Here is a 22467-nt window from a genome sequence, read left to right on the forward strand (position 1 = left end):
GCAAAAGGCAAAGACGGCGCATGCGCCGTCGGGAAAAGGTGCGTCCGGCGCGGATCGAGCCGCGCCGGACGCCGGTTGCCGCCGGAAGCCCGGACGCGCGGTCAGTGCGCAGCCGGTGCCGCGTCGAGCGCGAGGTTCAGCTTCAGCACGTTCACGCGCGGTTCGCCGAGCACGCCGAACTGGCGGCCCGTCGTGTTCGCGGCGACGAGCTGCGCGACCGCGTCGGGCGCCAGGTTGCGCGCCTTCGCGACGCGCTCGACCTGGTACGCAGCGGCGGCCGGCGTGATCTCCGGATCGAGGCCGCTCGCCGACGCCGTCACGAGGTCGACCGGCACGGGCTTCGACATGTCGGTGCCCGCGTCGCGCAGCGCGGCGATGCGCCCCTTCACCTGGTCGGCAAGCGACGGGTTCAGCGGGCCGAGGTTCGAGCCGCCGGAGCCGGACGCGTTGTAGGGCATCGGCGACGTGGCCGACAGCCGGCCCCAGAAATACTTCGGCGCATCGAACTGCTGGCCGATCAGCGCGGAGCCGACCGGCGTGCCGTCCTTCTCGATCAGGCTGCCGTTCGCCTGCGACGGGAACACGGCCTGACCGAACACGGTCATCACGGCCGGGTACGCGAGCCCCGTCACCGCGGTCAGCACGACAAAGATCACGACGAGCGGACGAATCAACGTTTTCATGATGTTTCCTTCAAATGCGGCCGGCTCAGGCCCAGCCGAGTGCAGCGAGCGTCATGTCGATCAGCTTGATGAACGGGAACGGCAGCAGCACGCCGCCGAGGCCGTACACCAGCAGGTTGCGGCGCAGGAGCGACGCGGCGCCGAGCGGCCGGTACGTGACGCCCTTCAGCGCGAGCGGAATCAGCGCGACGATGATCAGTGCGTTGAAGATCACCGCCGACAGGATCGCCGACGCCGGCGACGTCAGGTGCATGATGTCGAGCACGCGCAGCTGCGGATAAGTGGTCACGAACGCGGCCGGAATGATCGCGAAATACTTCGCGATGTCGTTCGCGATCGAGAACGTGGTCAGCGAACCGCGCGTCATCAGCATCTGCTTGCCGATCTCGACGATCTCGATCAGCTTCGTCGGGTTCGAGTCGAGGTCGACCATGTTGCCGGCTTCCTTCGCGGCCTGCGTACCGGTGTTCATCGCCACGGCGACGTCGGCCTGCGCGAGCGCCGGCGCGTCGTTGGTGCCGTCGCCCGTCATCGCGACGAGGCGCCCCGCGGCCTGGTGTTCGCGGATCGTCGCGAGCTTGGTTTCCGGCGTCGCTTCCGCGAGGAAATCGTCGACGCCCGCTTCCGCCGCGATCGCCGCAGCCGTCAGCCGGTTGTCGCCCGTCACCATCACCGTCTTGATCCCCATCTTGCGCAGCTCCGCGAAGCGCTCCTTGATGCCGCCCTTCACGATGTCCTTCAGCTCGATCACGCCGAGCACGCGAGCCGCGCCGTCATGCAGGTCGGCCACGACGAGCGGCGTGCTGCCGCGGCGCGCGACTTCATCGACCGCGCGGCGCACTTCTTCCGGGAAGCGGCTGCCGTGCGACTCGACGTAGTTGCGGATCGCATCGGCCGCGCCCTTGCGGATCTCGCGGCCGGGCAGATCGACGCCGCTCATCCGCGTCTGCGCGGAGAAGCCGATGAACGTCGCGTGCAGCTGCCCCATGTCGCGCTGGCGAATGTTGAAGCGCTCCTTCGCGAGCACGACGATGCTGCGGCCCTCCGGCGTTTCGTCGGCGAGCGACGACAGTTGCGCGGCATCGGCCAGCGCTTCCTCGGTCACGCCCGGCGCCGGCACGAACGTCGATGCCTGGCGGTTGCCGAGCGTGATCGTGCCGGTCTTGTCGAGCAGCAGCACGTCGACGTCGCCGGCCGCTTCCACCGCGCGGCCCGACGTCGCGATCACGTTCGCCTGCATCATCCGGCTCATCCCGGCCACGCCGATCGCGGACAGGAGGCCGCCGATCGTCGTCGGGATCAGGCACACGAGCAGCGCGACGAGCGCGGTGATCGTCACCACGTGGCCGGCCTTCATCGCTTCTACCGAGAACATCGAGAACGGCAGCAGCGTCGCGGTCGCGAGCAGCATCACGATCGTCAGCGCGACGAGCAGGATCGTCAGCGCGATCTCGTTCGGCGTCTTCTTGCGCTTCGCGCCTTCGACCATCGCGATCATCCGGTCGAGGAACGCCTCGCCCGGGTTCGCGGTGACCTTGACGACGATCCAGTCCGACAGCACGCGCGTGCCGCCCGTCACCGACGAGAAGTCGCCGCCCGATTCGCGGATCACCGGCGCGGATTCGCCGGTGATCGCCGATTCGTCGACCGATGCGACGCCATCGACCACCTCGCCGTCGGCCGGGATCACGTCGCCGGCCTCGACCAGCACGACGTCGCCCTTGCGCAGCTCGGTCGCGGTCGTGATGCGGATCGGCGACTTCGGATGCGGCTCGTTGAGCTTCTTCGCCACCACATCTTTCTTCGCGCTGCGCAGCGACGCGGCCTGCGCCTTCGAGCGCCCTTCCGCGAGCGCTTCGGCGAAGTTCGCGAACAGCACGGTGAACCACAGCCACAGCGCGATCGCGAGGATGAAGCCCGCGGGCGCCTCGGCCTGGCCGGCGAGCGCCGCGATCCACAGGATCGTGGTCAGGATGCTGCCGACGTACACGCAGAACATCACCGGATTGCGGAACTGCGTGCGCGGCGTGAGTTTCTTGAACGAGTCCACGATCGCCGGGCGCAGCAGCGCCGGGTCGAACATGGACCGTGTTGCGGAATGTTGAGTCATTGCGATCTCTTCAATCTCTTGAGTCTTTTCAAGGTGTCGCGATGCGGGCGCGCATTACGCGCCCAGCCACATCATCAGGTGCTCGACGCCCGGACCGAGCGCAAGCGCCGGCACGTAGGTCAGCGCGCCCACCAGCAGCACGGTGCCGAGCAGCAGCACGACGAACAGCGGACCGTGCGTCGGCAGCGTGCCGCTCGTCACCGCGATGCGCTTCTTCGCGGCCAGCGAGCCGGCGATCGCCAGCACCGGCACGATCGTGCCGAAGCGGCCGAACCACATCGCGATCGCGGTCATCCAGTTGTAGAACGGCGTGCCGACCGTCAGGCCCGCGAACGCGCTGCCGTTGTTGTTGGCGGCCGAGCTGAACGCGTACAGGATTTCCGAGAAGCCGTGCGGCCCCGGGTTCGCGATGCCGGCCTTGCCCGCATCGGCAAGCACGGCGATCGACGTGCCGACCAGCACCAGCAGCGGCGTGAGCAGCACGACGATCGACACCATCTTCATCTCGTACGCCTCGATCTTCTTGCCGACGTATTCCGGCGTGCGGCCGATCATCAGGCCGGCGACGAACACCGCGAGCAGCGCGAACACGAGCATCCCGTAGAGACCCGAGCCGACCCCGCCGTAGATCACCTCGCCGAGTTGCATCAGCAGCATCGGCACGAGGCCGCCGAGCGGCGTCAGCGAATCGTGCATCGTGTCGACGGCGCCGCACGACGCGGCCGTCGTCGCGACCGTGAAGATGCCGGTCTGCGCGATGCCGAAGCGCGTTTCCTTGCCTTCCATGTTGCCGCCCGGCTGCAGCGCGTTCGTCGACTGGTCGACGTGCAGCGCGGCGAGCGTCGGGTTGCCGCCCTGCTCGGCGCTCACCTCGGCGCCGATCGCGAGCACGAATGCAACCGTCATCGCCGCGAGCACGGCGATACCCTGCCGGCGGTCGCCGATCATGCGGCCGAACACGAGCGCCAGCGCGGCCGGGATGATCAGGATCGAGAAGATCTGCAGGAAGTTCGCGAACGGCGTCGGGTTCTCGTACGGGTGCGCGGAGTTCGCGTTGAAGAAGCCGCCGCCGTTGGTGCCGAGCATCTTGATCGCTTCCTGCGACGCAACCGGGCCCATCGCGAGCGTCTGCTTCGTGAGCGGGGTCGGCACCGTGACCGCGTTGCCCTTGTCGTCCTTCACCGGATTGCCCTGCGCGTCGAGCTTCGGCGCGGCATAGGTGCTCGCCTGCAGCACCGGCACGTCCTGATACGACTTCATGTTCTGGATCACGCCCTGGCTCATCAGCAGCGCGGCGACGATCATCGACATCGGCACGAGCACATACATCGTCACGCGCGTGAGGTCGACCCAGAAGTTGCCGATCGTCTGCGCGGTGTGACGCGCGAAGCCGCGGATCAGCGCGATCACGACGACGATGCCGGTTGCCGCCGACAGGAAGTTCTGCACGGTCAGGCCGAGCATCTGCGTCAGGTAGCTGACGGTCTGCTCGGGCGTGTAGTCCTGCCAGTTCGTGTTGGTGACGAAGCTGACGGCCGTGTTGAACGCACCGTCGACCGTCATCGCGCCGAACTGCTGCGGGTTGCCGGGCAGGAAGCCCTGCAGGCGCAGCAGGCCGTAGAGGAACAGCGCGCCGAGCGCGTTGAACGCGATCGTCGCGATTGCGTACTGCTTCCAGTTCATCTCGCTGCCGGCATCGACGCCGGCGATGCGGTACAGCGCGCGTTCGAGCGGCCCGAACACGCGCACGACACGCGAGCTGCCGTCCATCACCGCGGACAGGTAGCGCGCGACCGGAACGGCCGCTGCCAGCAGCACGACGACGAAGAGCGCCGTCTGAAAGAGATTGTTCGCGTTCATTCGATGTCCTCCGCGCGCAGCAGCGCAAAGACGAGATACGCGAACAGCAGGGCCGTCGAGGCGCCCGCCAGCCAAAGCATCCAGGTCATGCTCGCCCCCCGCGACCGTATTGCACCAGCTTGTCGCAACCGGCAACCAAACCGAGGATCAGCGCGGTGAAGAGCACCAGCACGCCGATAAAAACCCCATCCATTTTTCTGTTCTCCATCGTCGAAATCAGACGACTAGAACCTTATGGGAACGCACGTAAAGGACGGGTCAAAGGTATCGGGGCGCGTATAAAAAACGTGTAAACGCGGAATTCAGGGGAGGACGGCAGGAACCGGGAGGCAGGACGGACGGCGCCGTGGCGCCGCCCGGAACAGCGCGTGCCGGCATGGCGCCGGCACGAGGAGGCAGGTCAGGGAACGAGGATCGTCGAGCCGGTGGTCTTGCGCGCTTCGAGATCTTCATGCGCGCGGCCGACTTCCGCGAGCGGATAGCGCTGGTTGATGCTCGTCTTCACCTTGCCGGACAGCAGCACGTCGAACAGCTCGGCGGCAGCGGATTCGAGATCGGCGCGCTTCGCGATGTACGAGAACAGCGTGGGCCGCGTAAAGAACAGCGAGCCGCGCGACGAGAATTCCTTCGAGTCGATCGGCGGCAGCGGGCCCGACGCGTTGCCGAAGCTGACGAACAGCCCGAGCGGCGCGAGGCTGTCGAGCGAGCCGATGTAGGTGTCCTTGCCGATCGAGTCATAGACGACCGGCACGCCCGCGCCGTTCGTGATCTCCTTCACGCGCTGCGTGAAGTTCTCGCGCGTGTAGACGATCGGATGGTCACAGCCGTGCGCCTTCGCGAGCGCGGCCTTCTCGTCGGAGCCGACCGTCCCGATCACGGTCGCGCCGAGCGCCTTCGCCCACTGGCACACGAGCAGGCCGACACCGCCGGCCGCCGCGTGGATCAGGATCGTGTCGCCGGCTTTCACCGGATACGTGCGGCGCAGCAGGTAGTGCGCGGTCAGGCCCTGCAGCATCACCGACGCCGCGTCGTCGTAGCTGATGCCGTCCGGCAGCTTCACGAGCCGCTCGGCCGGCATCACGCGCTCCTGCGCGTACGCGCCCGGCGGCTGCCCGACGTACGCGACGCGGTCGCCCGCCTTGAGCGTGGTCACGCCTTCGCCGACGGCCGTCACCTCGCCCGCCGCCTCCATCCCGAGGCCACCGGGCAGCGGTTGCGGGTAAAGGCCGGTGCGGAAATAGACGTCGATGTAGTTGAGGCCGACCGCGTGCTGCTTCACGCGCACCTCTCCGGCTTTCGGTTCGCCGACCTCGACATCGACCCACTTCATCACGTCGGGGCCGCCCGGCTGGTCGTATCGGATTGCTTTCGGCATGCGTCGTACTCCTGGATGGGATGTTCAAGGGAGAGTCGGCCGTCTGACGACGGAACGCATGATTGTCGCGCGTTGGCGAATTCCTTGCTCGCATCGGGAAGGCGGCGAGGCGGCTAGCTGCGATCCATCAAACAGGCCCGCCCGACAAATCCGCCTGAAAGCATAAAGACAGGCTCGTGTATGCCGTAAAGAAAGAGATCGGCCAATCACGCCGATGTGCAAATGTGCCGTCCAATTTCAATCACAATCAAACCGAGGATCCGAGTCATGCGCATTCCCGTCGTTGCATCCGTCCTGCTTGCCCTGTTCTCCTACACCGCACAAGCCGCCACTTCGGTCATGATCGACGCGAAGCAGAACTGCCTTCAAAACGCGATCACGCCAGGCCCGTCATACGGCAGTTCGGCAGCCTTTCAGCTCGCCCCCGGCCGCTACGTAATGTCGCTGTCGACGAACGCCATGAGCTGCACGGGCGGAAGCGGTTGCCTGATCGACAGCGTGCATGTGGTGGGCGGCATGGGCACTTCGCGATGGGGCGTGTCGGTGACGAAGCAGCCGATCATCGTCGACGTCCCCCCCGTCGCGAGCGTCCTCACCCTGTGGGGCTTCGTCACCGACGACGCCTGCTCCGACAATACCGGGCAAGCCACCCTGCTGATCCAGACGGCCAACTGATCCGCCCGCGGCGATTCAACCCTGAAAGCGCACGAACGGCCGCCGACGGCCGCACCGTCGCGATCGTTCGAGCAGCGGGCGGCGAGGCCGGTACCTAGCAAACGTCCTGCATGTTGCGCGCCAGATCGTCGAGCAGCATCCGAGCGGTTGCGACGTTGGTCGCGACCGGCACGTCGTGCACGTCGCACGCCCGCACGAGCGCGGTGATGTCGGGGTCGTGCGGCTGCGCGGTCATCGGGTCGCGCAGGAACACGACGATGTCGATGCGGCCGTCGGCCAGTTCCGCACCGATCTGCAGGTCGCCGCCGAGCGGCCCCGACAGCTTGCGCTCGACCTCGAGCCCGTGCGCGTCCGCGATGCGGCCGCCCGTCGTGCCGGTCGCCACCAGCCGGCATTGCGCGAGCGTCGCGCGGAATTCGCCCGCGAGCGCGACGATCTCGTCCTTCTTCGCGTCGTGCGCAATCAATGCGATGCGGGGTTTGCTCATCTCCAGATCCTTCGTTTCAGGTTGTTGTCGTGAAAAGCGGTGCGCGCGTCAGAACGTGCCCGGATACGAGCCGCCGTCGAGCAGCCAGTTCTGCCCGGTGATGTAGCCGGCATGCACGCTGCACAGGAACGCGCACGCCGCGCCGAATTCCGCACGTGTGCCGAGACGGCCGGCCGGGATGTCCTTCGTGCGCCGCGCGCGCATCTCGTCGACGCTCACGCCCTGCGCCTTCGCCGACGCGGCAAGCGTGGTGGCGATCCGGTCGGTATCGAACAGGCCCGGCAGCAGGTTGTTGATCGTCACGCCCTGCCCCGCGACCTTGCGCGACAGCCCCGCGACGAAGCCGGTCAGCCCCGAGCGCGCGCCGTTCGACAGCGCGAGCACGTCGATCGGCGCCTTCACGGCCGAGCTCGTGATGTTGACGATCCGGCCGAAGCCGCGCGCGATCATCCCGTCGAGGGTCGCGCGGATCAGCTCGATCGGCGTCAGCATGTTCGATTCGAGCGCGCGGATCCAGTCGTCGTGCGAGAAATCGCGGAAGTCGCCGGGCGGCGGGCCACCGGCATTCGTCACGAGAATGTCCGGCTGCGGGCACGCGGCGAGCGCAGCCGCGCGCCCGTCGGGCGTCGTAATGTCGCAGGCGACCGCGGTCACCGACACGTTCGCGCCGGCGCGGATCTCCTCCGCGGTTTCCTCCAGCGTGTCGCGCGTGCGCGCGACGATCACGAGGTTCACGCCCTCGGCGGCCAGCGCTTCCGCGCAGCCGCGACCGAGCCCCTTGCTGGCCGCGCACACGAGCGCGGTCTTTCCTGCGATGCCGAGATCCATCGTCGATTCCTTGGTAGCGACGCGCGCCGGCTCGGCCCGTCGCGCCGGCGCATGGACCACGGGCGGGCCAGGCGGCGAACGGGCGGGCGCGGGCGCGCGGATTGTCGTGAGACGTCGATATTATCCGGATCATGCGGCGCGCCTTGGTAAAATTGCGGACATAAGCGCACGGCCGGCTTGCGCCCGCCACCGCCCCCGATCCTCTTTTGCCGCCAAGGCGCCCCCGTCATGAAACAGGACAGCCGTTTCCCGAATCTCTTCATCACCGATCATCCGCTGATCCAGCACAAGCTCACGCACATGCGCGACAAGGACACGTCCACGCGCACGTTCCGCGAGCTGCTGCGCGAAATCACGCTGCTGATGGGTTACGAGATCACCCGCAACCTGCCGATCACGACCAAGCGGGTCGAAACCCCGCTCGTCGAGGTCGACGCGCCGGTGATCGCGGGCAAGAAACTGGCGATCGTGCCGGTGCTGCGCGCAGGCATCGGGATGTCGGACGGCCTGCTCGACCTGGTTCCGTCCGCGCGCGTCGGCCACATCGGCGTGTACCGCGCCGAGGACCACCGCCCGGTCGAATACCTGGTGCGCCTGCCGGACCTGGAAGACCGCATCTTCATCCTGTGCGACCCGATGGTCGCGACCGGCTACTCGGCCGTGCACGCGGTCGACGTGCTGAAGCGCCGCAACGTGCCGGCCGCGAACATCATGTTCGTCGCGCTGGTCGCGGCACCCGAAGGCGTGCAGGTGTTCCAGGACGCGCACCCGGACGTGAAGCTGTTCGTCGCGTCGCTCGATTCCCACCTGAACGAGCACGCGTACATCGTGCCGGGCCTCGGCGACGCGGGCGACCGCCTGTTCGGCACCAAAAACTGAGCACCGGCACGGCCGCGCGGCGCGCGGCCCGGCTCGCGGCGGCCTGCCTGGCCGTTCGGCCATGCGCGGCGGCCCCGATCCGGCGGTCGCCGCGTGATAAAATCTCGATCCACTCGACACGCGCGGCCCCGCGGCTTCATGCCCGCCGAAACGGCCGCCGATTCAACGACACATTGAAACAATCGCCCGCGCTGCGCGCCCGGGCACGGAGAAAGGTATGGCTGGTCATTCGAAATGGGCCAACATCAAGCATAAGAAGGCAGCGGCCGACGCGAAGCGCGGCAAGATCTGGACCCGCCTGATCAAGGAAATCCAGGTCGCGGCGCGCCTCGGCGGCGGCGACGTCAGCTCGAACCCGCGCCTGCGTCTCGCGGTCGACAAGGCGGCCGACGCGAACATGCCGAAGGACAACGTCAAGCGCGCGATCGATCGCGGCGTTGGCGGCGCGGATGGCGCGAACTACGAAGAGATCCGTTACGAAGGCTACGGCATCAGCGGCGCGGCGATCATCGTCGACACGCTGACCGACAACCGCACCCGCACGGTCGCGGAAGTCCGCCATGCGTTCTCCAAGTTCGGCGGCAACATGGGCACCGACGGCTCGGTCGCGTTCATGTTCGATCACGTCGGCCAGTTCCTGTTCGCACCGGGCACGTCGGAAGACGCGCTGATGGAAGCCGCGCTCGAAGCCGGCGCGAACGACGTGAACACGAACGACGACGGTTCGATCGAGGTGCTGTGCGACTGGCAGGCATTCTCGGCGGTGAAGGACGCGCTCGAAGCCGGCGGCTTCAAGGCCGAACTCGCCGAAGTGACGATGAAGCCGCAGAACGAAGTCGAGTTCGCCGGCGACGACGCGGCGAAGATGCAGAAGCTCCTGGACGCGCTCGAGAACCTCGACGACGTGCAGGACGTGTATACGAACGCCGTCATCGTCGAGGAATGATGTGCCGGCCGCCGTGCTCCTGTCGCGGCGGCGGCCCGACCGAATCCGCGGCCGGCGCGCCTGAGCGTGCCGGCCGCCCTGTTTTCTAGTCTGCGGGGAATCCCATGAAACTACTCGTCGTCGGTTCCGGCGGCCGCGAACATGCGCTGGCGTGGAAGCTCGCGCAGTCGCCGCGCGTCCAGATGGTCTACGTCGCGCCCGGCAATGGCGGCACGGCGCAGGACGAGCGCCTGAAGAACGTCGACATCACGGCGCTCGACGAACTCGCCGATTTCGCGGAACGCGAAGGCGTCGCGTTCACGCTCGTCGGGCCGGAAGCGCCGCTCGCGGCCGGCATCGTCAACCTGTTCCGCGCACGCGGCCTGAAGGTCTTCGGCCCGACCCGCGAAGCCGCGCAGCTCGAGAGCTCGAAGGATTTCGCGAAGGCGTTCATGAAGCGCCACGGCATCCCGACCGCCGAGTACGAAACGTTCTCCGACGTGGCCGCCGCGCACGCGTACATCGACGCGAAGGGTGCGCCGATCGTCGTGAAGGCCGACGGCCTCGCGGCCGGCAAGGGCGTCGTCGTTGCGATGACGCTGGAAGAAGCACACGAAGCCGTCGACATGATGCTGTCGGGCAACAAGCTCGGCGATGCAGGCGCGCGCGTCGTGATCGAGGAATTCCTCGATGGCGAGGAAGCGAGCTTCATCGTGATGGTCGACGGCAAGCACGCGCTGGCGCTGGCTTCCAGCCAGGACCACAAGCGCCTGCTCGACGAAGACCGCGGCCCGAACACCGGCGGCATGGGTGCGTATTCGCCCGCGCCGATCGTCACGCCGCAGATGCACGCACGCGTGATGCGCGAGATCATCATGCCGACCGTGCGCGGGATGGAGAAGGACGGCATCCGCTTCACTGGCTTCCTGTATGCGGGCCTGATGATCGACAAGGAAGGCAATCCGCGCACGCTCGAGTTCAACTGCCGGATGGGCGACCCGGAAACGCAGCCGATCATGGCGCGCCTGAAGAGCGATTTCTCGAAGATCGTCGAGCAGGCGATCGCGGGCACGCTCGACACGGTCGAGCTCGACTGGGACCGCCGCACCGCGCTTGGCGTCGTGCTGGCCGCGCACGGTTATCCGGACGCACCGCGCAAGGGCGACCGCATCAACGGGATCCCGGCCGAGACCGAACAGGCAGTCACGTTCCATGCAGGCACGACGCTCGACGGCGACAAGCTGACGACGTCCGGCGGCCGCGTGCTGTGCGTGGTCGGCCTCGCCGATTCGGTGCGCGAAGCGCAGCAGCATGCGTACGAGACGATCAACCAGATCAATTTCGAAGGCATGCAGTACCGCCGCGACATCGGCTTCCGCGCGCTCAACCGCAAGAGCGCGTGACGTCGCAATCGCCGCCCCGCCCTCGCGCGGTGGCGGCCCCTCTGCCGGGGTTCGATAGAATGCCCGGCAGAGGCCTTTTTTACGGCCCCCGCTTCGAGCGGGGGCAGCCAGTCCAGACATGACCGATTCGACCTACGACGTAGCGCGCGTGCGCACGTACCTCCAGAGCCTGCAGACACGCATCGCCGACGCGCTCGGCGCGCTCGACGGCACGCCGCTCGCGACCGACGCATGGCAGCGCGGGCCGGCCGAACGCCTGCGCGGCGGCGGCTGCACGCGGATTCTCGAAGGCGGTCGCGTGTTCGAACGCGCGGGGATCGGTTTTTCCGACGTCGCGGGCGATGCGCTGCCGCCGTCGGCGAGCGCGGCACGCCCGCAGCTCGCGGGCCGCGGCTTCGAGGCGCTCGGCGTGTCGCTGGTGCTGCACCCGCGCAATCCGTATTGCCCGACCGTCCACATGAACGTGCGGATGCTGATCGCGACGAAACCGGGCGAGGAGCCCGTGTTCTGGTTCGGCGGCGGCATGGATCTGACACCGGTTTACGGTTTCGAGGACGACGCACGGCATTTCCACCAGACCTGCAAGGATGCGCTCGACCCGTTCGGCGTCGAGCTCTACCCGCGCTTCAAGAAATGGTGCGACGAGTATTTCTTCCTGAAGCACCGCAACGAAATGCGCGGCATCGGCGGGATCTTCTTCGACGATTTCTCGGAGCCCGGTTTCGAACGCTCGTTTGACATGATGCAAAGCGTCGGCGACGCGTTCCTGCAGGCCTACCTGCCGATCGTCGAGCGTCGCGCCGAGCTGCCGTACGGCGAGCGCGAGCGCGATTTCCAGGCGTACCGCCGCGGCCGCTACGTCGAATTCAACCTCGTGTTCGACCGCGGCACGCTGTTCGGCCTGCAAAGCGGCGGCCGGACCGAGTCGATCCTGATGTCGATGCCGCCGGTCGCGAACTGGCGCTATAACTGGCAGCCCGAGCCGGGTTCGCCGGAAGCGCGCCTGTACAGCGACTTCATCGTGCCGCGCGACTGGGTCTGACCCGCACACGTGTTGCTTCAAAAAAAGGACGCGTTTCTGGACACCACCGCCCGCCCCGCCCCGCTGCCGCGTCGTATCGGCTTGCTGGGCGGCACTTTCGACCCGATCCACGACGGCCATCTCGCGCTCGCGCGCCGGTTCGCCGAGCTGCTCGGCCTGACCGAACTCGTGCTGCTGCCCGCCGGGCAGCCGTACCAGAAGCGCGACGTGTCGGCCGCCGAGCATCGGCTCGCGATGACGCGCGCGGCCGCCGGCTCGCTGTCCGTGCCGGGCGTGACCGTGACCGTCGCCACCGACGAGATCGAGCACGTCGGCCCGACCTACACGGTCGAGACGCTCGCGCGCTGGCGCGAGCGGATCGGCCCGGACGCGTCGCTGTCGCTGCTGATTGGGGCCGACCAGCTGGTGCGCCTCGATACGTGGCGCGACTGGCGCAACCTGTTTGACTACGCGCACATCTGCGTGTCGACGCGCCCGGGTTTCGACCTCGGCGCGGCGCCGCCGGACGTCGCGCAGGAAATCGCCGCGCGGCAGGCCGGCGCCGACGTGCTGAAGGCCACGCCGGCTGGCCGCCTGCTGATCGATACGACCCTTTCGTTCGACATTGCCGCGACCGACATCCGCGCCCACCTGCGCGAATGCATCGCGCGCCATGCGCAAATGCCCGACGCGTCGGCCGAGCATGTGCCGGCCGCCGTATGGGCCTATATTCTTCAACATCGCCTCTACCATTCCTGAATCCATGGATATTCGCAAACTGCAGCGCGTGATCGTCGACGCCCTCGAAGACGTCAAGGCGCAAGACATCAAGGTGTTCAACACCAGCCACCTGACCGAACTGTTCGACCGCGTGGTCGTCGCTTCGGGCACCTCCAACCGCCAGACCAAGGCCCTCGCGTCGAGCGTGCGTGACAAGGTCAAGGAAGCCGGCGGCGACATCGTCAGCTCCGAGGGTGAAGACACCGGCGAATGGGTGCTCGTCGACTGCGGCGATGCGGTCGTGCACATCCTGCAACCGGCCCTGCGCCAGTACTACAACCTCGAGGAAATCTGGGGCGACAAGCCCGTGCGGATGAAGCTCGGCGGCGGCAAGGGCAACGGCTTCGCCACGGCCAGCGAAAGCGAGGAAGACGAAGAGGAAGCCGCGCCCGCCCGCCCGGCGCGCAAGACGGCCGCCCGCCGCCGTTGAGCCCCGAGTCGTTACGCGTCTCCCGATGAAGCTTTTCATCCTTGCGGTCGGCCACAAGATGCCGGGCTGGATCGCATCCGGCTTCGACGAATACACGAAGCGGATGCCGCCCGAGCTGCGCATCGAGTTGCGCGAGATCAAGCCCGAACTGCGTTCGGGCGGCCGCAGCGCCGAAAGCGTGATGGCGGCCGAGCGGCAGAAGATTGAGGCCGCGTTGCCGAAGGGCGCGCGCCTTGTCGCGCTCGACGAGCGCGGCCGCGACTGGACCACGATGCAGCTCGCACAGGCGCTGCCCGGCTGGCAGCAGGACGGCCGCGACGTCGCGTTCGTGATCGGCGGTGCCGACGGGCTCGATCCGGAACTGAAAGCGCGCGCCGACACGCTGCTGCGCATCTCGAGCATGACGCTGCCGCACGGGATGGTGCGCGTGCTGCTCGCCGAACAGCTTTACCGGGCGTGGAGCATCACGCAGAATCACCCCTACCATCGCGCATGACGTGTCGTCCTCGAGACGCGCGCCACGCGCGCACACCGAGATAACGACACCATGCCGTCCAGCACGCCCCCCGCGCTTTTCCCGACCCTTTACCTCGCTTCGCAAAGCCCGCGCCGCCAGGAGCTGCTGCAGCAGATCGGCGTACGCTTCGAGCTGCTGCTGCCGCGCCCCGACGAGGACGCCGAAGCGCTCGAGGCCGAACTGCCCGGCGAAGCCGCCGATGCCTACGTGCGGCGCGTGACCGTCGCGAAGGCCGAGGCCGCGCGTGCGCGCCTCGTCGCGAGCGGCAAGCCGGCCTCGCCGGTGCTGGTCGCCGATACGACCGTCACGATCGACGGCGCGATCCTCGGCAAGCCGGCCGACGCCGACGACGCGCTCGCGATGCTGACGCGCCTTGCGGGCCGCGAACACGCGGTGCTGACCGCCGTCGCCGTGATCGATGCCGACGGCGAACTGCTGCCGCTCGCGCTGTCGCGCTCGTCGGTGCGCTTCGCAGCCGCATCGCGCGACGCGTACGCGCGCTACGTCGAATCGGGCGAACCGTTCGGCAAGGCCGGCGCGTACGCGATCCAGGGGCGCGCGGCCGAATTCATCGAGCGAATCGACGGTTCCCATTCAGGTATCATGGGTCTGCCCCTTTTTGAGACTGCCGCGCTGCTACGCACCGCGCGCGTCGCCTTCTGAACCCCACCATGAACGAAGAAATCCTGATCAACCTCACGCCGCAGGAAACGCGGGTCGCACTCGTCCAGCAAGGCGCGGTGCAGGAGCTTCACGTCGAGCGCACGCTGTCGCGCGGGCGGGTCGGCAACATCTATCTCGGCAAGGTCGTGCGCGTGCTGCCCGGCATGCAGTCGGCGTTCATCGACATCGGCCTCGAACGTGCGGCGTTCCTGCACGTCGCCGACATCTGGCATCCGCGCCTCGCGGGCGAGCCGCAGTCGGGCGCGCCGCACCAGCCGATCGAGAAGACCGTGTTCGAGGGCCAGACGCTGATGGTCCAGGTGATCAAGGATCCGATCGGCACGAAGGGCGCGCGGCTGTCGACGCAGGTCAGCATCGCGGGCCGCACGCTCGTCTACCTGCCGCAAGAGCCGCATATCGGCATCTCGCAGAAGATCGAGAGCGAGGCCGAGCGCGAGGCCGTGCGCGCGCGCCTGACGGCCGTGATCCCGGCGGACGAGAAAGGCGGCTACATCGTGCGCACGATCGCCGAGGATGCGACCTCCGACGAACTCGCCGGCGACGTCACGTACCTGCGCAAGACGTGGGCGACGATCGTCGCGCAGGCGCAGCGGCTGCCGGCGACGAGCCTGCTGTACCAGGATCTCGATCTCGCGCAGCGCGTGCTGCGCGATTTCTCAAACGACGACACGACGCGCATCCAGGTCGATTCGCGCGAAACGTACCAGCGCCTCTCGGAATTCGCAGGCGAGTTCACGCCGGCCGTGAGTCCGAAGCTGCACCACTACACGGGCGAGCGGCCGCTGTTCGACCTGTACAACATCGAGACGGAGATCCAGCGCGCGCTGTCGCGCCGCGTCGACCTGAAGTCGGGCGGCTATCTGATGATCGACCAGACCGAGGCGATGACGACGATCGACGTGAACACCGGCGGCTACGTCGGCGCGCGCAACTTCGACGACACGATCTTCAAGACCAACCTCGAGGCCGCGCACACGATCGCGCGGCAGCTGCGGCTGCGCAACCTCGGCGGGATCATCATCATCGACTTCATCGACATGGAGAACGCCGAGCATCGCGACGCGGTGCTGTCCGAACTGAAGAAGGCGCTGTCGCGCGACCGCACGCGCGTGACGGTCAACGGCTTCTCGCAGCTCGGGCTCGTCGAGATGACGCGCAAGCGCACGCGCGAATCGCTTGCGCACGTGCTGTGTGAGCCGTGCCCGACCTGCCAGGGCAAGGGCCAGGTGAAGACGTCGCGCACCGTGTGCTACGACATCCTGCGCGAGATCCTGCGCGAATCGCGGCAGTTCAACCCGCGCGAATTCCGCGTGATCGCCGCGCAACAGGTGATCGACCTGTTCCTCGACGAGGAATCGCAGCATCTCGCGATGCTGATCGACTTCATCGGCAAGCCGGTGTCGCTGCAGGTCGAGTCGAACCTGAGCCAGGAGCAGTACGATATCGTGCTGATGTAACGGCCGTTCGAGTGCGGTTGCGCGAATCCTGCCCGGCCCGGCACGGATTTCGCGCAGCCTGCATGCATGCGTTGGCGAACGGCTATTCCGCGCGGGTTGCTTCCCGTGCGAAGCGCTCGATCGCTTCGGTATCCCATCGGCCGAGACGCATGGCTTCCTCCAGCATGCCAAGCGTAAGCGGCACGCGTTCCGGATCACGAAATTTCGACGAAAGCAGCCCAAGGAACGTTCGGACCATATCCAGCGTTTCCGGACCGATGTATCGCTGATACGGGAAACGCTCGACGTCGATCCCGAAGGTCTCGCCCCACTTGTCGATAAATTCGATCGCATCGATTCCCGTGATGCGGAGGTCCTCTTCCATCCGGCTTGAACGTGACAGCTTCAACGGACCGCCGAAGAGCGGGCGCCCCAATTCCTCCCGCGCGAATGTTTCGAGCCGATCCCATGCCGTGTCCGTCATTTCAGAGCACCCTGTCTTCCGGTTTTGCAATGCTGTTGTAGACCTGCACCGTATTCCACATGACGACTGCCGCATCTGTGGCAAGCATGATAGTGCCGACAACCGGCACGGCACGCCCGACGAACGCACCGAGGTTACGAGTCATCGCGATTCGCACACCACCTGCACCGGCTTTCGTGATGGTCGGCAACCGAATTCCGACGTTGAACGGCAGCGCTTTGCGAGCGGCAATCGACGCAACGGATGTGCCGGCCACCGCGCCGCGCAGCTTGCCGGGAATCGGTACATCGTTCTGTCCCAACAGGACGGCTGCCGCAGCGCCGAGGTCGTGAACGCCAAACCGTTTGCAAACCTGATTCACGGCAACCCGGAAAAACAGATCCCCGGGCGTGAGATCGACACGCCCCTCGTACGAATAGCGATTGTCCGACATACGGCCCTCGTTGTTGTTCGAATAGCCGCAGACCTTAGCAAAGACGAACACGCGCGCCATCCCTGTATCATTCGGTCATGCGTGCACTGGGCCCCTTGACCAGGCCACACGGCGAAAGGCGCATCGGGCAATTGTTTAAGAACAGTTTCCAGACGAGCCCCGCGATCACGACACATCGCGACGGCTCGACGCTCTACCCTTTCGCCGCCAGCCTCGGCCGTGCGGCACGTCGACATGGTGCCTGCGCCAGCCGGCGCGCTACCCTTTCTCACCTCTCATTCATTCACCACACACCATGAGCCAAGGCCACAACCGCCGCCAGCGCAAGAAACTCCACATCGGCGAATTCCAGGAACTCGCGTTCAACGCCACCGCGCATTACCGCAATGAAATGACCGACCTCGAGCGCGGCGAACTGATCGACGCGTTCATCGACTTCGTCGAAGCGAACGGGCTGCTGACCGTCGCGTCGGCGGACGAAGGCATCGGCGCTTACGTGATTTCCGGTGCGCCGCGCGGCACCACGACCGACGCCGACCGCGAGCTCGTGCGCGGCTGGCTGGCCGCACGGCCGGAACTGACCGACGTCAAGGTCAGCGAATTCACCGACGCGTGGTACCCGGAAGCCTGAGTTTCCAGTTTCACTCCCCTCGCGCAGCGCCCACGCCTGCCCGCCCTCACGGCGGGTGAGGCCGGCGCCGCCCCGCTCCCTCCGCTCCTCCCCCGCCGTCGCGCTCTACCGCGCCACCGGCACCAACTCACACGATTCGCGCCGCGTCGACGGTAATTACCCCGATTCCAGCAGTGAATCGGACGCTTACTTCAATTTAACGTTGATTAAAAGACGTCTCACGCCGGCGGACCTACTCTGATCGCCAGGAATCCGGTGTTTTCCGGTGCGATCGGCAAGCAAGACGAAAGAATGCAAACCGCTCTCCCGACAGGTGTTCCGGATTCCGGCACAGGCGAAAACGCGACACGGCGACAGGTCAATCAGGGAGACAACCAACGATGCGCCAGCCGCTTCCCCATCGCAGCGACACATTGACGCACGCGAAGACCGCCTGACCCCACTCTTCAATGAATACGAGGACGACATGGATACGCCGACCACCAATCAGGCAGGACTCCGAATGATCATGATCGCGGCGGGCGTCGCAGCGCTGGTGTCGCTGTCCGCGTGCGGCGGCTCCGGCTCGCTGAGCCAGGGCACCGGCGGCGCAGGATCGGGGTCGGGCGACACGACGGCCACGACCGGCGGCACCGGCAGCGGCTCCGGCGGCACGCAGGCCAATTCGGTCGGCCAGACGACCGCGGCATCGAGCAACGTCGTGACGGCCGCGGGCGGCACCGTGTCGGGCGTCGGCGCGACGATCGCCAGCCAGTCGCTGCCCGGCACGAACGCTGCGACCACGCAAGGGCTCGGCACCGTCGTGCAGGACGCCGGCGCCGCCGTCACGACACTCGGCACCGGGCTCGGGTCGGGGCTCGGCCAGCTCGGCGCATCGTCGAACCCGGTCGGCACGACGGTCGCGAGCACCGGCGGCGTGGTCACGAACCTCGGCGACGCGGTCGCGGCGACCGGCGGCGTCGTGTCGAGCCTCGGTGGCAGCGGTTCGGCGCTGGCGCCGCTCGCGCCCGTCACGTCGCCCGTCGGCGGTGCGATCACGACGCTCGGCAATACGATCGCGGGCGGCGGCGCGACGCTCGGCACGCAGTTGTCGACCGGCCCCGTCGCGCAGGTGACAGGCGCCGCAAGTTCGGCGATCACGCCGATCACGACGCAGGTCGGGTCGGTCACGCAGACCGTCGCGTCGAGCACGCCGCTCGGCGCACCGCTCACGAACCTCGTGACGACGGTCGGCAACGGCGTCGCGAACGCCGGCACGACGATCGCGAAAACCGGCGGAAATCCGGTGACGACCGGCGTCGGCAACGTCGTAACTGCGACCGGCAACACGGTGGCCACCGCCGGCACGACACTGCTGGGCGGTGGCGGCGCCGCGCCGAGCCCGCTCGCGCCGGTTACGGGGCTCCTGTCGACGGGCGCACTCGGCGGCGCGACGGGCGGCAGCAACCCGGCAGGCGCGCTCACGTCGGCGGTCGGCACGGTGACGGGAGCGGTATCGGGCGCGGCCGGCGGCTCGCCCGTCGCGGGGCTGACGGGAGGCAGCGGCACCGGTGCGCTCTCGAAGACGGGCAGCGGCGTGCTCGCGCCCGTGACGACGACGCTCGGCGCGCTGGTCAAGTAAGCGGCCGGCCGGCACGGCGCCCGCATCGTCGCAGACGATCGGGCGCCTCAGCCTCAGCCTCAGCCTCAGCCTCAGCCTCAGCCTCAGCCGAAGCCGAAGCCGAAGCCGAAGCCGAAGCCGAAGCCGGTATCCAACCACTTCCCCCCACCCCGCGATCCCTTCCTTTTCCCGACAGTCCGCCTCCAGAAAGCCATCGAAATCGGTCCTGAAAGCAAGACACGTTAAAATCTCACCTCGCGTGGTGCGCCGCCCGCACCCGCCATCCATCGCCAGCCGCGTGCCCTCGGGCCGCCCCCGACCCATGGAGTGAGTGTCAATGAGCGGCGGACTTCCGTTTCCCGCATCCCGCAAGTCGTTGCCGTCCTCGACGGTCTTCCTGATCCTCGCCGCCGCCACGCTGCTGTCCGGCTGCGGGCTGCTGCCGGTCCAGAATCCGCCCGCGCCGATCAGCGAGGCGCTCGTCGAGCCCGTCGAGGAAACCGCCGGCGAACCGCTGACGATGCCGCCCGTGCCGGCCCCGACGCATCCGGAAGAACCGGAAGCGCCGAAGAAGCCGCACCGCGAAGTCACGCGGCCGAAGCCCGTGCAGCGCCCCGAATCGCCGACACCGCCGCCGCCTCCCCCCCCGCCGATCGTGGCGACGCGCCCGCTCGACCGCACCCAGATCCATGCGCTGCTCGACAGCGAAGTCGCGCGCCGCAACGGCAAGGTGATCGGCCGCGCGGTCGACATGGTGATCGACGCGAGCGGCAAGCCGCGGGAGATGATCGTCAACCTGCAGGGCTTCATGGGCGTCGGCGACCGCAAGGTCATCTTCCCGTGGAACGTGTTCCGCTTCACGCCGGGCGGCAAACAGGAGCCGATCGTGCTCGATGTGCCGTCGGGCGACCTGACGCCGGCCGCGCGGCCCAAGGCCGTGCCGCTGTCGGGTTCGGCCGCGGCCTCGCCCGCAACGCGACTGCCGATGCTCGACAGCGACGTCGAGCGCCCGAACGGCACGAAGATCGGCCGCATCGTCGACGTGCTGATCGACCGCGCATCGCAGCCGCAGGCGGTCGTGCTCGACCTCGGCGGCCTCGTCAATACCGACCGCCGTTCGATCGCCGCGAGCTGGGGCGCGCTGCGCTTCGTCACGCGCGACAAGGCGCTGCGCCCGCAACTCGACCTCAACGACGCACAGATCAAGGCGTCGCCGCCCTACGCGGCCGACAAGCCGATCGTCGCGGTCTTCCCGCCCGTTGCCCCGGCACCGGTGCCGGCTTCGTCTGCGAGTGCGACCCGATGACGATCAAGCATTCCGTCAGCGTACGCAGTCTCCGGTCCCTCGACTGGCTCAACTTCTTCGTTGCAAACGTTCAAACAGGGTTCGGTCCGTTCATCGCGTCCTACCTCGCGTCGCACAAGTGGACGCAGGGCGAGATCGGCATGGTGCTGTCGATCGGCACGATCAGCGCGATGGTCAGCCAGGTGCCGGGCGGCGCGGCCGTCGATGCGCTGAAGAACAAGAAAGGCGCGGCCGCATGGGCGATCGTGGCCATCATCCTGTCCGCGGTGCTGCTCGCGTCGAGCCCGACGATCGTGCCGGTGATCGCCGCCGAGGTATTCCACGGCTTCGCGAGCTGTATGCTCGTGCCGGCGATGGCCGCGATCTCGTTCTCGCTCGTCGGCCGCGCCGACCTCGGCGACCGGCTCGGCCGCAACGCGCGCTGGGCATCGATCGGCAGCGCGGTCGCGGCGGGCCTGATGGGGCTCACCGGCGAATACTTCTCCGCGCGCGCAGTGTTCTGGCTGACCGCCGTGCTGGCGCTGCCCGCGCTGTTCGCGCTCGCGATGATCCAGCCGACGCACGAGGTGATCCCGCAGTCGTCGAAACCCGACGACCACGACGAGGCCGGCGAACGCGAAACGCTGCTCGAACTGCTGCGCGACCGCCGGATGCTGATCTTCGCGGCGTGCGTCGTGCTGTTCCACCTGTCGAACGCCGCGATGCTGAACCTCGCGGCCGGTGAAGTCACGGCCGGGATGGGCGAGAACGTGCAGCTCGTGATCGCCGCGTGCATCATCGTGCCGCAGGCGATCGTCGCGATGCTGTCGCCGTGGGTCGGCCGCTCCGCGCAACGCTGGGGGCGCCGGCCGATCCTGCTGCTCGGCTTCTCCGCGCTGCCGGTGCGCGCGCTGCTGTTCGCGGGCGTGAGCAGCCCGTACCTGCTGGTGCCCGTGCAGATGCTCGACGGCATCAGCGCGGCCGTGTTCGGCGTGATGCTGCCGCTGATCGCGGCCGACGTCGCGGGCGGCAAGGGCCGCTACAACCTGTGCATCGGGCTGTTCGGGCTCGCGGCCGGGATCGGCGCGACGCTCAGCACGGCCGCGGCCGGCTATGTTGCCGATCATTTCGGCAATGCCGTCAGCTTCTTCGGGCTCGCGGGCGCCGGTGCGCTCGCAGTGCTGCTGGTCTGGCTCGTGATGCCCGAAACGCGCGTCGAGAATGGCGACGCGGCCGCCGACGAACCGGCCGCCCCATCGCCCGAACAGGCGCGCTGACACCGGCGCGCCATCGTTACCCGCTTCTTGGCCAACGCATGATGGATACGATCAGGACACTCAACGAAGCCCGCCAGCAGATCCAGCAGTCGATCTTCGATCTGTTCAAGGGGCTGTCATTCAGCGAACGGCTCGCGCAAGGCGGGCTGATGGCGCTCCAGGCCGTGTGCGGCGCGTGCCTCGCGTATGCGATCGGCCGCGCGCTGCACTCCGAGCAGGCCGTGTGGGCGGCGATCACCGCGATCGCCGTGACCCAGCACAACTACTCGGACACGATGTCACTGTCGCGCGACCAGTTCGTCGGCGCGATGGTCGGCGGCGTGCTCGGCTTCGCCGGCGCGGCGCTCGGCGGCGACCGCCTCGTCGCGTATGCGATTACCGTCGCGGTCGTGATCGTCTGCTGCTGGTGCCTGAATGTCGGCAGCGCGGCACGGCTCGGCGGCGTGACCGCGACGATCGTGCTGCTGTTTCCGGGCAACGGCCCGCTGTGGGACATTCCGCTGATACGGCTCGGCGAGGTGACGCTCGGCACCGTGTGTGCGCTGGGCGTGTGCTGGGTGATGTCGAAAATCGAGCGCCGCTGGTTCCGTCACGCAGCGGCAAAGTAACGCGGTAGACCGGCTGCCCGGCCCGCATCGCGGCGTCGCGATACGTGCCGGGCGAT

Annotated in this window: 25 protein-coding genes; 15 read left to right on the top strand and 10 right to left on the bottom strand. The window is 67.7% G+C overall.

What is annotated here, in order from left to right:
- Nucleotides 1-101: 101 nt before the first annotated feature.
- The 6 genes from kdpC to BCO18175_RS37235 all read right to left on the bottom strand — a co-directional run bounded on the left by kdpC (nucleotide 102) and on the right by BCO18175_RS37235 (nucleotide 6028).
- Nucleotides 102-683 (bottom strand): potassium-transporting ATPase subunit KdpC, encoded by a 582-nt coding sequence (gene kdpC / locus BCO18175_RS37215; protein ID WP_174988560.1) that lies wholly within the window; start codon nucleotides 681-683, stop codon nucleotides 102-104.
- Nucleotides 684-708: 25 nt separating this feature from the next.
- Nucleotides 709-2793, bottom strand: a complete 2085-nt coding sequence (gene kdpB, locus BCO18175_RS37220) for a potassium-transporting ATPase subunit KdpB (protein WP_174988562.1) — start codon at nucleotides 2791-2793, stop codon at nucleotides 709-711.
- 54 nt (nucleotides 2794-2847) lie between these two features.
- Entirely contained in the window at nucleotides 2848-4653 is a 1806-nt protein-coding gene (kdpA, locus tag BCO18175_RS37225; RefSeq protein ID WP_174988564.1) for a potassium-transporting ATPase subunit KdpA, read from the bottom strand.
- A complete protein-coding gene (kdpF, locus tag BCO18175_RS37230; protein WP_006752209.1) occupies nucleotides 4650-4742 on the bottom strand; it encodes a K(+)-transporting ATPase subunit F in 93 nt (30 codons plus the stop codon). Before kdpF ends, kdpA begins: the two co-directional genes overlap by 4 nt.
- Nucleotides 4739-4861: a hypothetical protein gene (locus tag BCO18175_RS40920; RefSeq protein ID WP_258403958.1), complete on the bottom strand. Its 123-nt coding sequence runs from the start codon at nucleotides 4859-4861 to the stop codon at nucleotides 4739-4741. Before BCO18175_RS40920 ends, kdpF begins: the two co-directional genes overlap by 4 nt.
- A 192-nt stretch (nucleotides 4862-5053) precedes the next feature.
- Nucleotides 5054-6028 (bottom strand): quinone oxidoreductase family protein, encoded by a 975-nt coding sequence (locus BCO18175_RS37235; protein WP_174971698.1) that lies wholly within the window; start codon nucleotides 6026-6028, stop codon nucleotides 5054-5056.
- 267 nt (nucleotides 6029-6295) lie between these two features.
- Here BCO18175_RS37235 and BCO18175_RS37240 point away from each other — a divergent pair, with 267 nt between their 5' ends.
- A complete protein-coding gene (locus BCO18175_RS37240; protein ID WP_174988566.1) occupies nucleotides 6296-6703 on the top strand; it encodes a hypothetical protein in 408 nt (135 codons plus the stop codon).
- 94 nt (nucleotides 6704-6797) lie between these two features.
- Here the strand turns inward: BCO18175_RS37240 and BCO18175_RS37245 are convergent, their stop codons facing one another.
- Both BCO18175_RS37245 and BCO18175_RS37250 read right to left on the bottom strand, forming a co-directional pair.
- Nucleotides 6798-7190 carry a methylglyoxal synthase gene (locus BCO18175_RS37245; RefSeq protein ID WP_011352738.1) on the bottom strand — a complete coding sequence of 131 codons (393 nt, stop codon included), beginning with the start codon at nucleotides 7188-7190 and terminating at the stop codon, nucleotides 6798-6800.
- Nucleotides 7191-7238: 48 nt separating this feature from the next.
- Nucleotides 7239-8018: an SDR family oxidoreductase gene (locus BCO18175_RS37250; protein WP_174988568.1), complete on the bottom strand. Its 780-nt coding sequence runs from the start codon at nucleotides 8016-8018 to the stop codon at nucleotides 7239-7241.
- A gap of 228 nt (nucleotides 8019-8246) precedes the next feature.
- Between BCO18175_RS37250 and upp the strand changes: the two genes are divergently transcribed.
- From upp to rng, 9 genes are all read left to right on the top strand, one after another.
- Nucleotides 8247-8897, top strand: coding sequence for a uracil phosphoribosyltransferase (upp, locus tag BCO18175_RS37255; RefSeq protein WP_043188934.1), 651 nt, complete (start codon nucleotides 8247-8249; stop codon nucleotides 8895-8897).
- A gap of 217 nt (nucleotides 8898-9114) precedes the next feature.
- Nucleotides 9115-9843 (top strand): YebC/PmpR family DNA-binding transcriptional regulator, encoded by a 729-nt coding sequence (locus BCO18175_RS37260; RefSeq protein WP_174915847.1) that lies wholly within the window; start codon nucleotides 9115-9117, stop codon nucleotides 9841-9843.
- Nucleotides 9844-9947: 104 nt separating this feature from the next.
- Nucleotides 9948-11225 (top strand): phosphoribosylamine--glycine ligase, encoded by a 1278-nt coding sequence (gene purD, locus BCO18175_RS37265; RefSeq protein ID WP_174988570.1) that lies wholly within the window; start codon nucleotides 9948-9950, stop codon nucleotides 11223-11225.
- Nucleotides 11226-11343: 118 nt separating this feature from the next.
- Nucleotides 11344-12267 (top strand): oxygen-dependent coproporphyrinogen oxidase, encoded by a 924-nt coding sequence (hemF, locus tag BCO18175_RS37270; protein ID WP_174971710.1) that lies wholly within the window; start codon nucleotides 11344-11346, stop codon nucleotides 12265-12267.
- Nucleotides 12268-12276: 9 nt separating this feature from the next.
- Nucleotides 12277-13005, top strand: a complete 729-nt coding sequence (locus tag BCO18175_RS37275; RefSeq protein ID WP_254608229.1) for a nicotinate-nucleotide adenylyltransferase — start codon at nucleotides 12277-12279, stop codon at nucleotides 13003-13005.
- Nucleotides 13006-13009: 4 nt separating this feature from the next.
- Entirely contained in the window at nucleotides 13010-13456 is a 447-nt protein-coding gene (gene rsfS, locus BCO18175_RS37280; RefSeq protein WP_174915845.1) for a ribosome silencing factor, read from the top strand.
- A gap of 25 nt (nucleotides 13457-13481) precedes the next feature.
- Nucleotides 13482-13952 carry a 23S rRNA (pseudouridine(1915)-N(3))-methyltransferase RlmH gene (gene rlmH / locus BCO18175_RS37285; RefSeq protein ID WP_011352746.1) on the top strand — a complete coding sequence of 157 codons (471 nt, stop codon included), beginning with the start codon at nucleotides 13482-13484 and terminating at the stop codon, nucleotides 13950-13952.
- Nucleotides 13953-14003: 51 nt separating this feature from the next.
- Complete coding sequence (locus tag BCO18175_RS37290) at nucleotides 14004-14636, top strand: Maf family protein (protein WP_174988572.1); 633 nt, start codon at nucleotides 14004-14006, stop codon at nucleotides 14634-14636.
- An 8-nt stretch (nucleotides 14637-14644) separates the two neighbouring features.
- Nucleotides 14645-16114: a ribonuclease G gene (rng, locus tag BCO18175_RS37295; RefSeq protein ID WP_174971716.1), complete on the top strand. Its 1470-nt coding sequence runs from the start codon at nucleotides 14645-14647 to the stop codon at nucleotides 16112-16114.
- Nucleotides 16115-16196: 82 nt separating this feature from the next.
- Here the strand turns inward: rng and BCO18175_RS37300 are convergent, their stop codons facing one another.
- On the bottom strand, nucleotides 16197-16577 hold the full coding sequence (locus BCO18175_RS37300; protein WP_174915842.1) for a DUF1493 family protein: 381 nt from the start codon (nucleotides 16575-16577) through the stop codon (nucleotides 16197-16199).
- Between the two features lies 1 nt (nucleotide 16578).
- Complete coding sequence (locus BCO18175_RS37305; protein WP_174915905.1) at nucleotides 16579-17010, bottom strand: STM2901 family protein; 432 nt, start codon at nucleotides 17008-17010, stop codon at nucleotides 16579-16581.
- Between the two features lie 295 nt (nucleotides 17011-17305).
- Here BCO18175_RS37305 and BCO18175_RS37310 point away from each other — a divergent pair, with 295 nt between their 5' ends.
- From BCO18175_RS37310 to BCO18175_RS37330, 5 genes are all read left to right on the top strand, one after another.
- On the top strand, nucleotides 17306-17641 hold the full coding sequence (locus tag BCO18175_RS37310; protein WP_041492911.1) for a YggL family protein: 336 nt from the start codon (nucleotides 17306-17308) through the stop codon (nucleotides 17639-17641).
- Nucleotides 17642-18107: 466 nt separating this feature from the next.
- On the top strand, nucleotides 18108-19262 hold the full coding sequence (locus BCO18175_RS37315; RefSeq protein WP_174988573.1) for a collagen-like triple helix repeat-containing protein: 1155 nt from the start codon (nucleotides 18108-18110) through the stop codon (nucleotides 19260-19262).
- A gap of 316 nt (nucleotides 19263-19578) precedes the next feature.
- Nucleotides 19579-20547, top strand: coding sequence for a PRC-barrel domain-containing protein (locus BCO18175_RS37320; protein ID WP_174988575.1), 969 nt, complete (start codon nucleotides 19579-19581; stop codon nucleotides 20545-20547).
- Complete coding sequence (locus tag BCO18175_RS37325) at nucleotides 20544-21803, top strand: MFS transporter (protein ID WP_174988577.1); 1260 nt, start codon at nucleotides 20544-20546, stop codon at nucleotides 21801-21803. The genes BCO18175_RS37320 and BCO18175_RS37325 overlap by 4 nt, the downstream gene beginning before the upstream one ends.
- A 41-nt stretch (nucleotides 21804-21844) precedes the next feature.
- Nucleotides 21845-22411 (top strand): FUSC family protein, encoded by a 567-nt coding sequence (locus BCO18175_RS37330; protein ID WP_174971769.1) that lies wholly within the window; start codon nucleotides 21845-21847, stop codon nucleotides 22409-22411.
- The last annotated feature ends 56 nt before the right edge of the window (nucleotides 22412-22467 follow it).

The sequence above is a fragment of the Burkholderia lata genome, assembly GCF_902499335.1.
In the GTDB taxonomy this organism is placed as follows: domain Bacteria; phylum Pseudomonadota; class Gammaproteobacteria; order Burkholderiales; family Burkholderiaceae; genus Burkholderia; species Burkholderia lata_B.

What these genes read in the sequence shown, in the direction of transcription:
- kdpC (WP_174988560.1), bottom strand. Translation starts at nt 683, where the DNA reads ATGAAAACGTTGATTCGTCCGCTCGTCGTGATCTTTGTCGTGCTGACC.
- kdpB (WP_174988562.1), bottom strand. Translation starts at nt 2,793, where the DNA reads ATGACTCAACATTCCGCAACACGGTCCATGTTCGACCCGGCGCTGCTG.
- kdpA (WP_174988564.1), bottom strand. Translation starts at nt 4,653, where the DNA reads ATGAACGCGAACAATCTCTTTCAGACGGCGCTCTTCGTCGTCGTGCTG.
- kdpF (WP_006752209.1), bottom strand. Translation starts at nt 4,742, where the DNA reads ATGACCTGGATGCTTTGGCTGGCGGGCGCCTCGACGGCCCTGCTGTTC.
- BCO18175_RS40920 (WP_258403958.1), bottom strand. Translation starts at nt 4,861, where the DNA reads ATGGAGAACAGAAAAATGGATGGGGTTTTTATCGGCGTGCTGGTGCTC.
- BCO18175_RS37235 (WP_174971698.1), bottom strand. Translation starts at nt 6,028, where the DNA reads ATGCCGAAAGCAATCCGATACGACCAGCCGGGCGGCCCCGACGTGATG.
- BCO18175_RS37240 (WP_174988566.1), top strand. Translation starts at nt 6,296, where the DNA reads ATGCGCATTCCCGTCGTTGCATCCGTCCTGCTTGCCCTGTTCTCCTAC.
- BCO18175_RS37245 (WP_011352738.1), bottom strand. Translation starts at nt 7,190, where the DNA reads ATGAGCAAACCCCGCATCGCATTGATTGCGCACGACGCGAAGAAGGAC.
- BCO18175_RS37250 (WP_174988568.1), bottom strand. Translation starts at nt 8,018, where the DNA reads ATGGATCTCGGCATCGCAGGAAAGACCGCGCTCGTGTGCGCGGCCAGC.
- upp (WP_043188934.1), top strand. Translation starts at nt 8,247, where the DNA reads ATGAAACAGGACAGCCGTTTCCCGAATCTCTTCATCACCGATCATCCG.
- BCO18175_RS37260 (WP_174915847.1), top strand. Translation starts at nt 9,115, where the DNA reads ATGGCTGGTCATTCGAAATGGGCCAACATCAAGCATAAGAAGGCAGCG.
- purD (WP_174988570.1), top strand. Translation starts at nt 9,948, where the DNA reads ATGAAACTACTCGTCGTCGGTTCCGGCGGCCGCGAACATGCGCTGGCG.
- hemF (WP_174971710.1), top strand. Translation starts at nt 11,344, where the DNA reads ATGACCGATTCGACCTACGACGTAGCGCGCGTGCGCACGTACCTCCAG.
- rsfS (WP_174915845.1), top strand. Translation starts at nt 13,010, where the DNA reads ATGGATATTCGCAAACTGCAGCGCGTGATCGTCGACGCCCTCGAAGAC.
- rlmH (WP_011352746.1), top strand. Translation starts at nt 13,482, where the DNA reads ATGAAGCTTTTCATCCTTGCGGTCGGCCACAAGATGCCGGGCTGGATC.
- BCO18175_RS37290 (WP_174988572.1), top strand. Translation starts at nt 14,004, where the DNA reads ATGCCGTCCAGCACGCCCCCCGCGCTTTTCCCGACCCTTTACCTCGCT.
- rng (WP_174971716.1), top strand. Translation starts at nt 14,645, where the DNA reads ATGAACGAAGAAATCCTGATCAACCTCACGCCGCAGGAAACGCGGGTC.
- BCO18175_RS37300 (WP_174915842.1), bottom strand. Translation starts at nt 16,577, where the DNA reads ATGACGGACACGGCATGGGATCGGCTCGAAACATTCGCGCGGGAGGAA.
- BCO18175_RS37305 (WP_174915905.1), bottom strand. Translation starts at nt 17,010, where the DNA reads ATGTCGGACAATCGCTATTCGTACGAGGGGCGTGTCGATCTCACGCCC.
- BCO18175_RS37310 (WP_041492911.1), top strand. Translation starts at nt 17,306, where the DNA reads ATGAGCCAAGGCCACAACCGCCGCCAGCGCAAGAAACTCCACATCGGC.
- BCO18175_RS37315 (WP_174988573.1), top strand. Translation starts at nt 18,108, where the DNA reads ATGGATACGCCGACCACCAATCAGGCAGGACTCCGAATGATCATGATC.
- BCO18175_RS37320 (WP_174988575.1), top strand. Translation starts at nt 19,579, where the DNA reads ATGAGCGGCGGACTTCCGTTTCCCGCATCCCGCAAGTCGTTGCCGTCC.
- BCO18175_RS37325 (WP_174988577.1), top strand. Translation starts at nt 20,544, where the DNA reads ATGACGATCAAGCATTCCGTCAGCGTACGCAGTCTCCGGTCCCTCGAC.
- BCO18175_RS37330 (WP_174971769.1), top strand. Translation starts at nt 21,845, where the DNA reads ATGGATACGATCAGGACACTCAACGAAGCCCGCCAGCAGATCCAGCAG.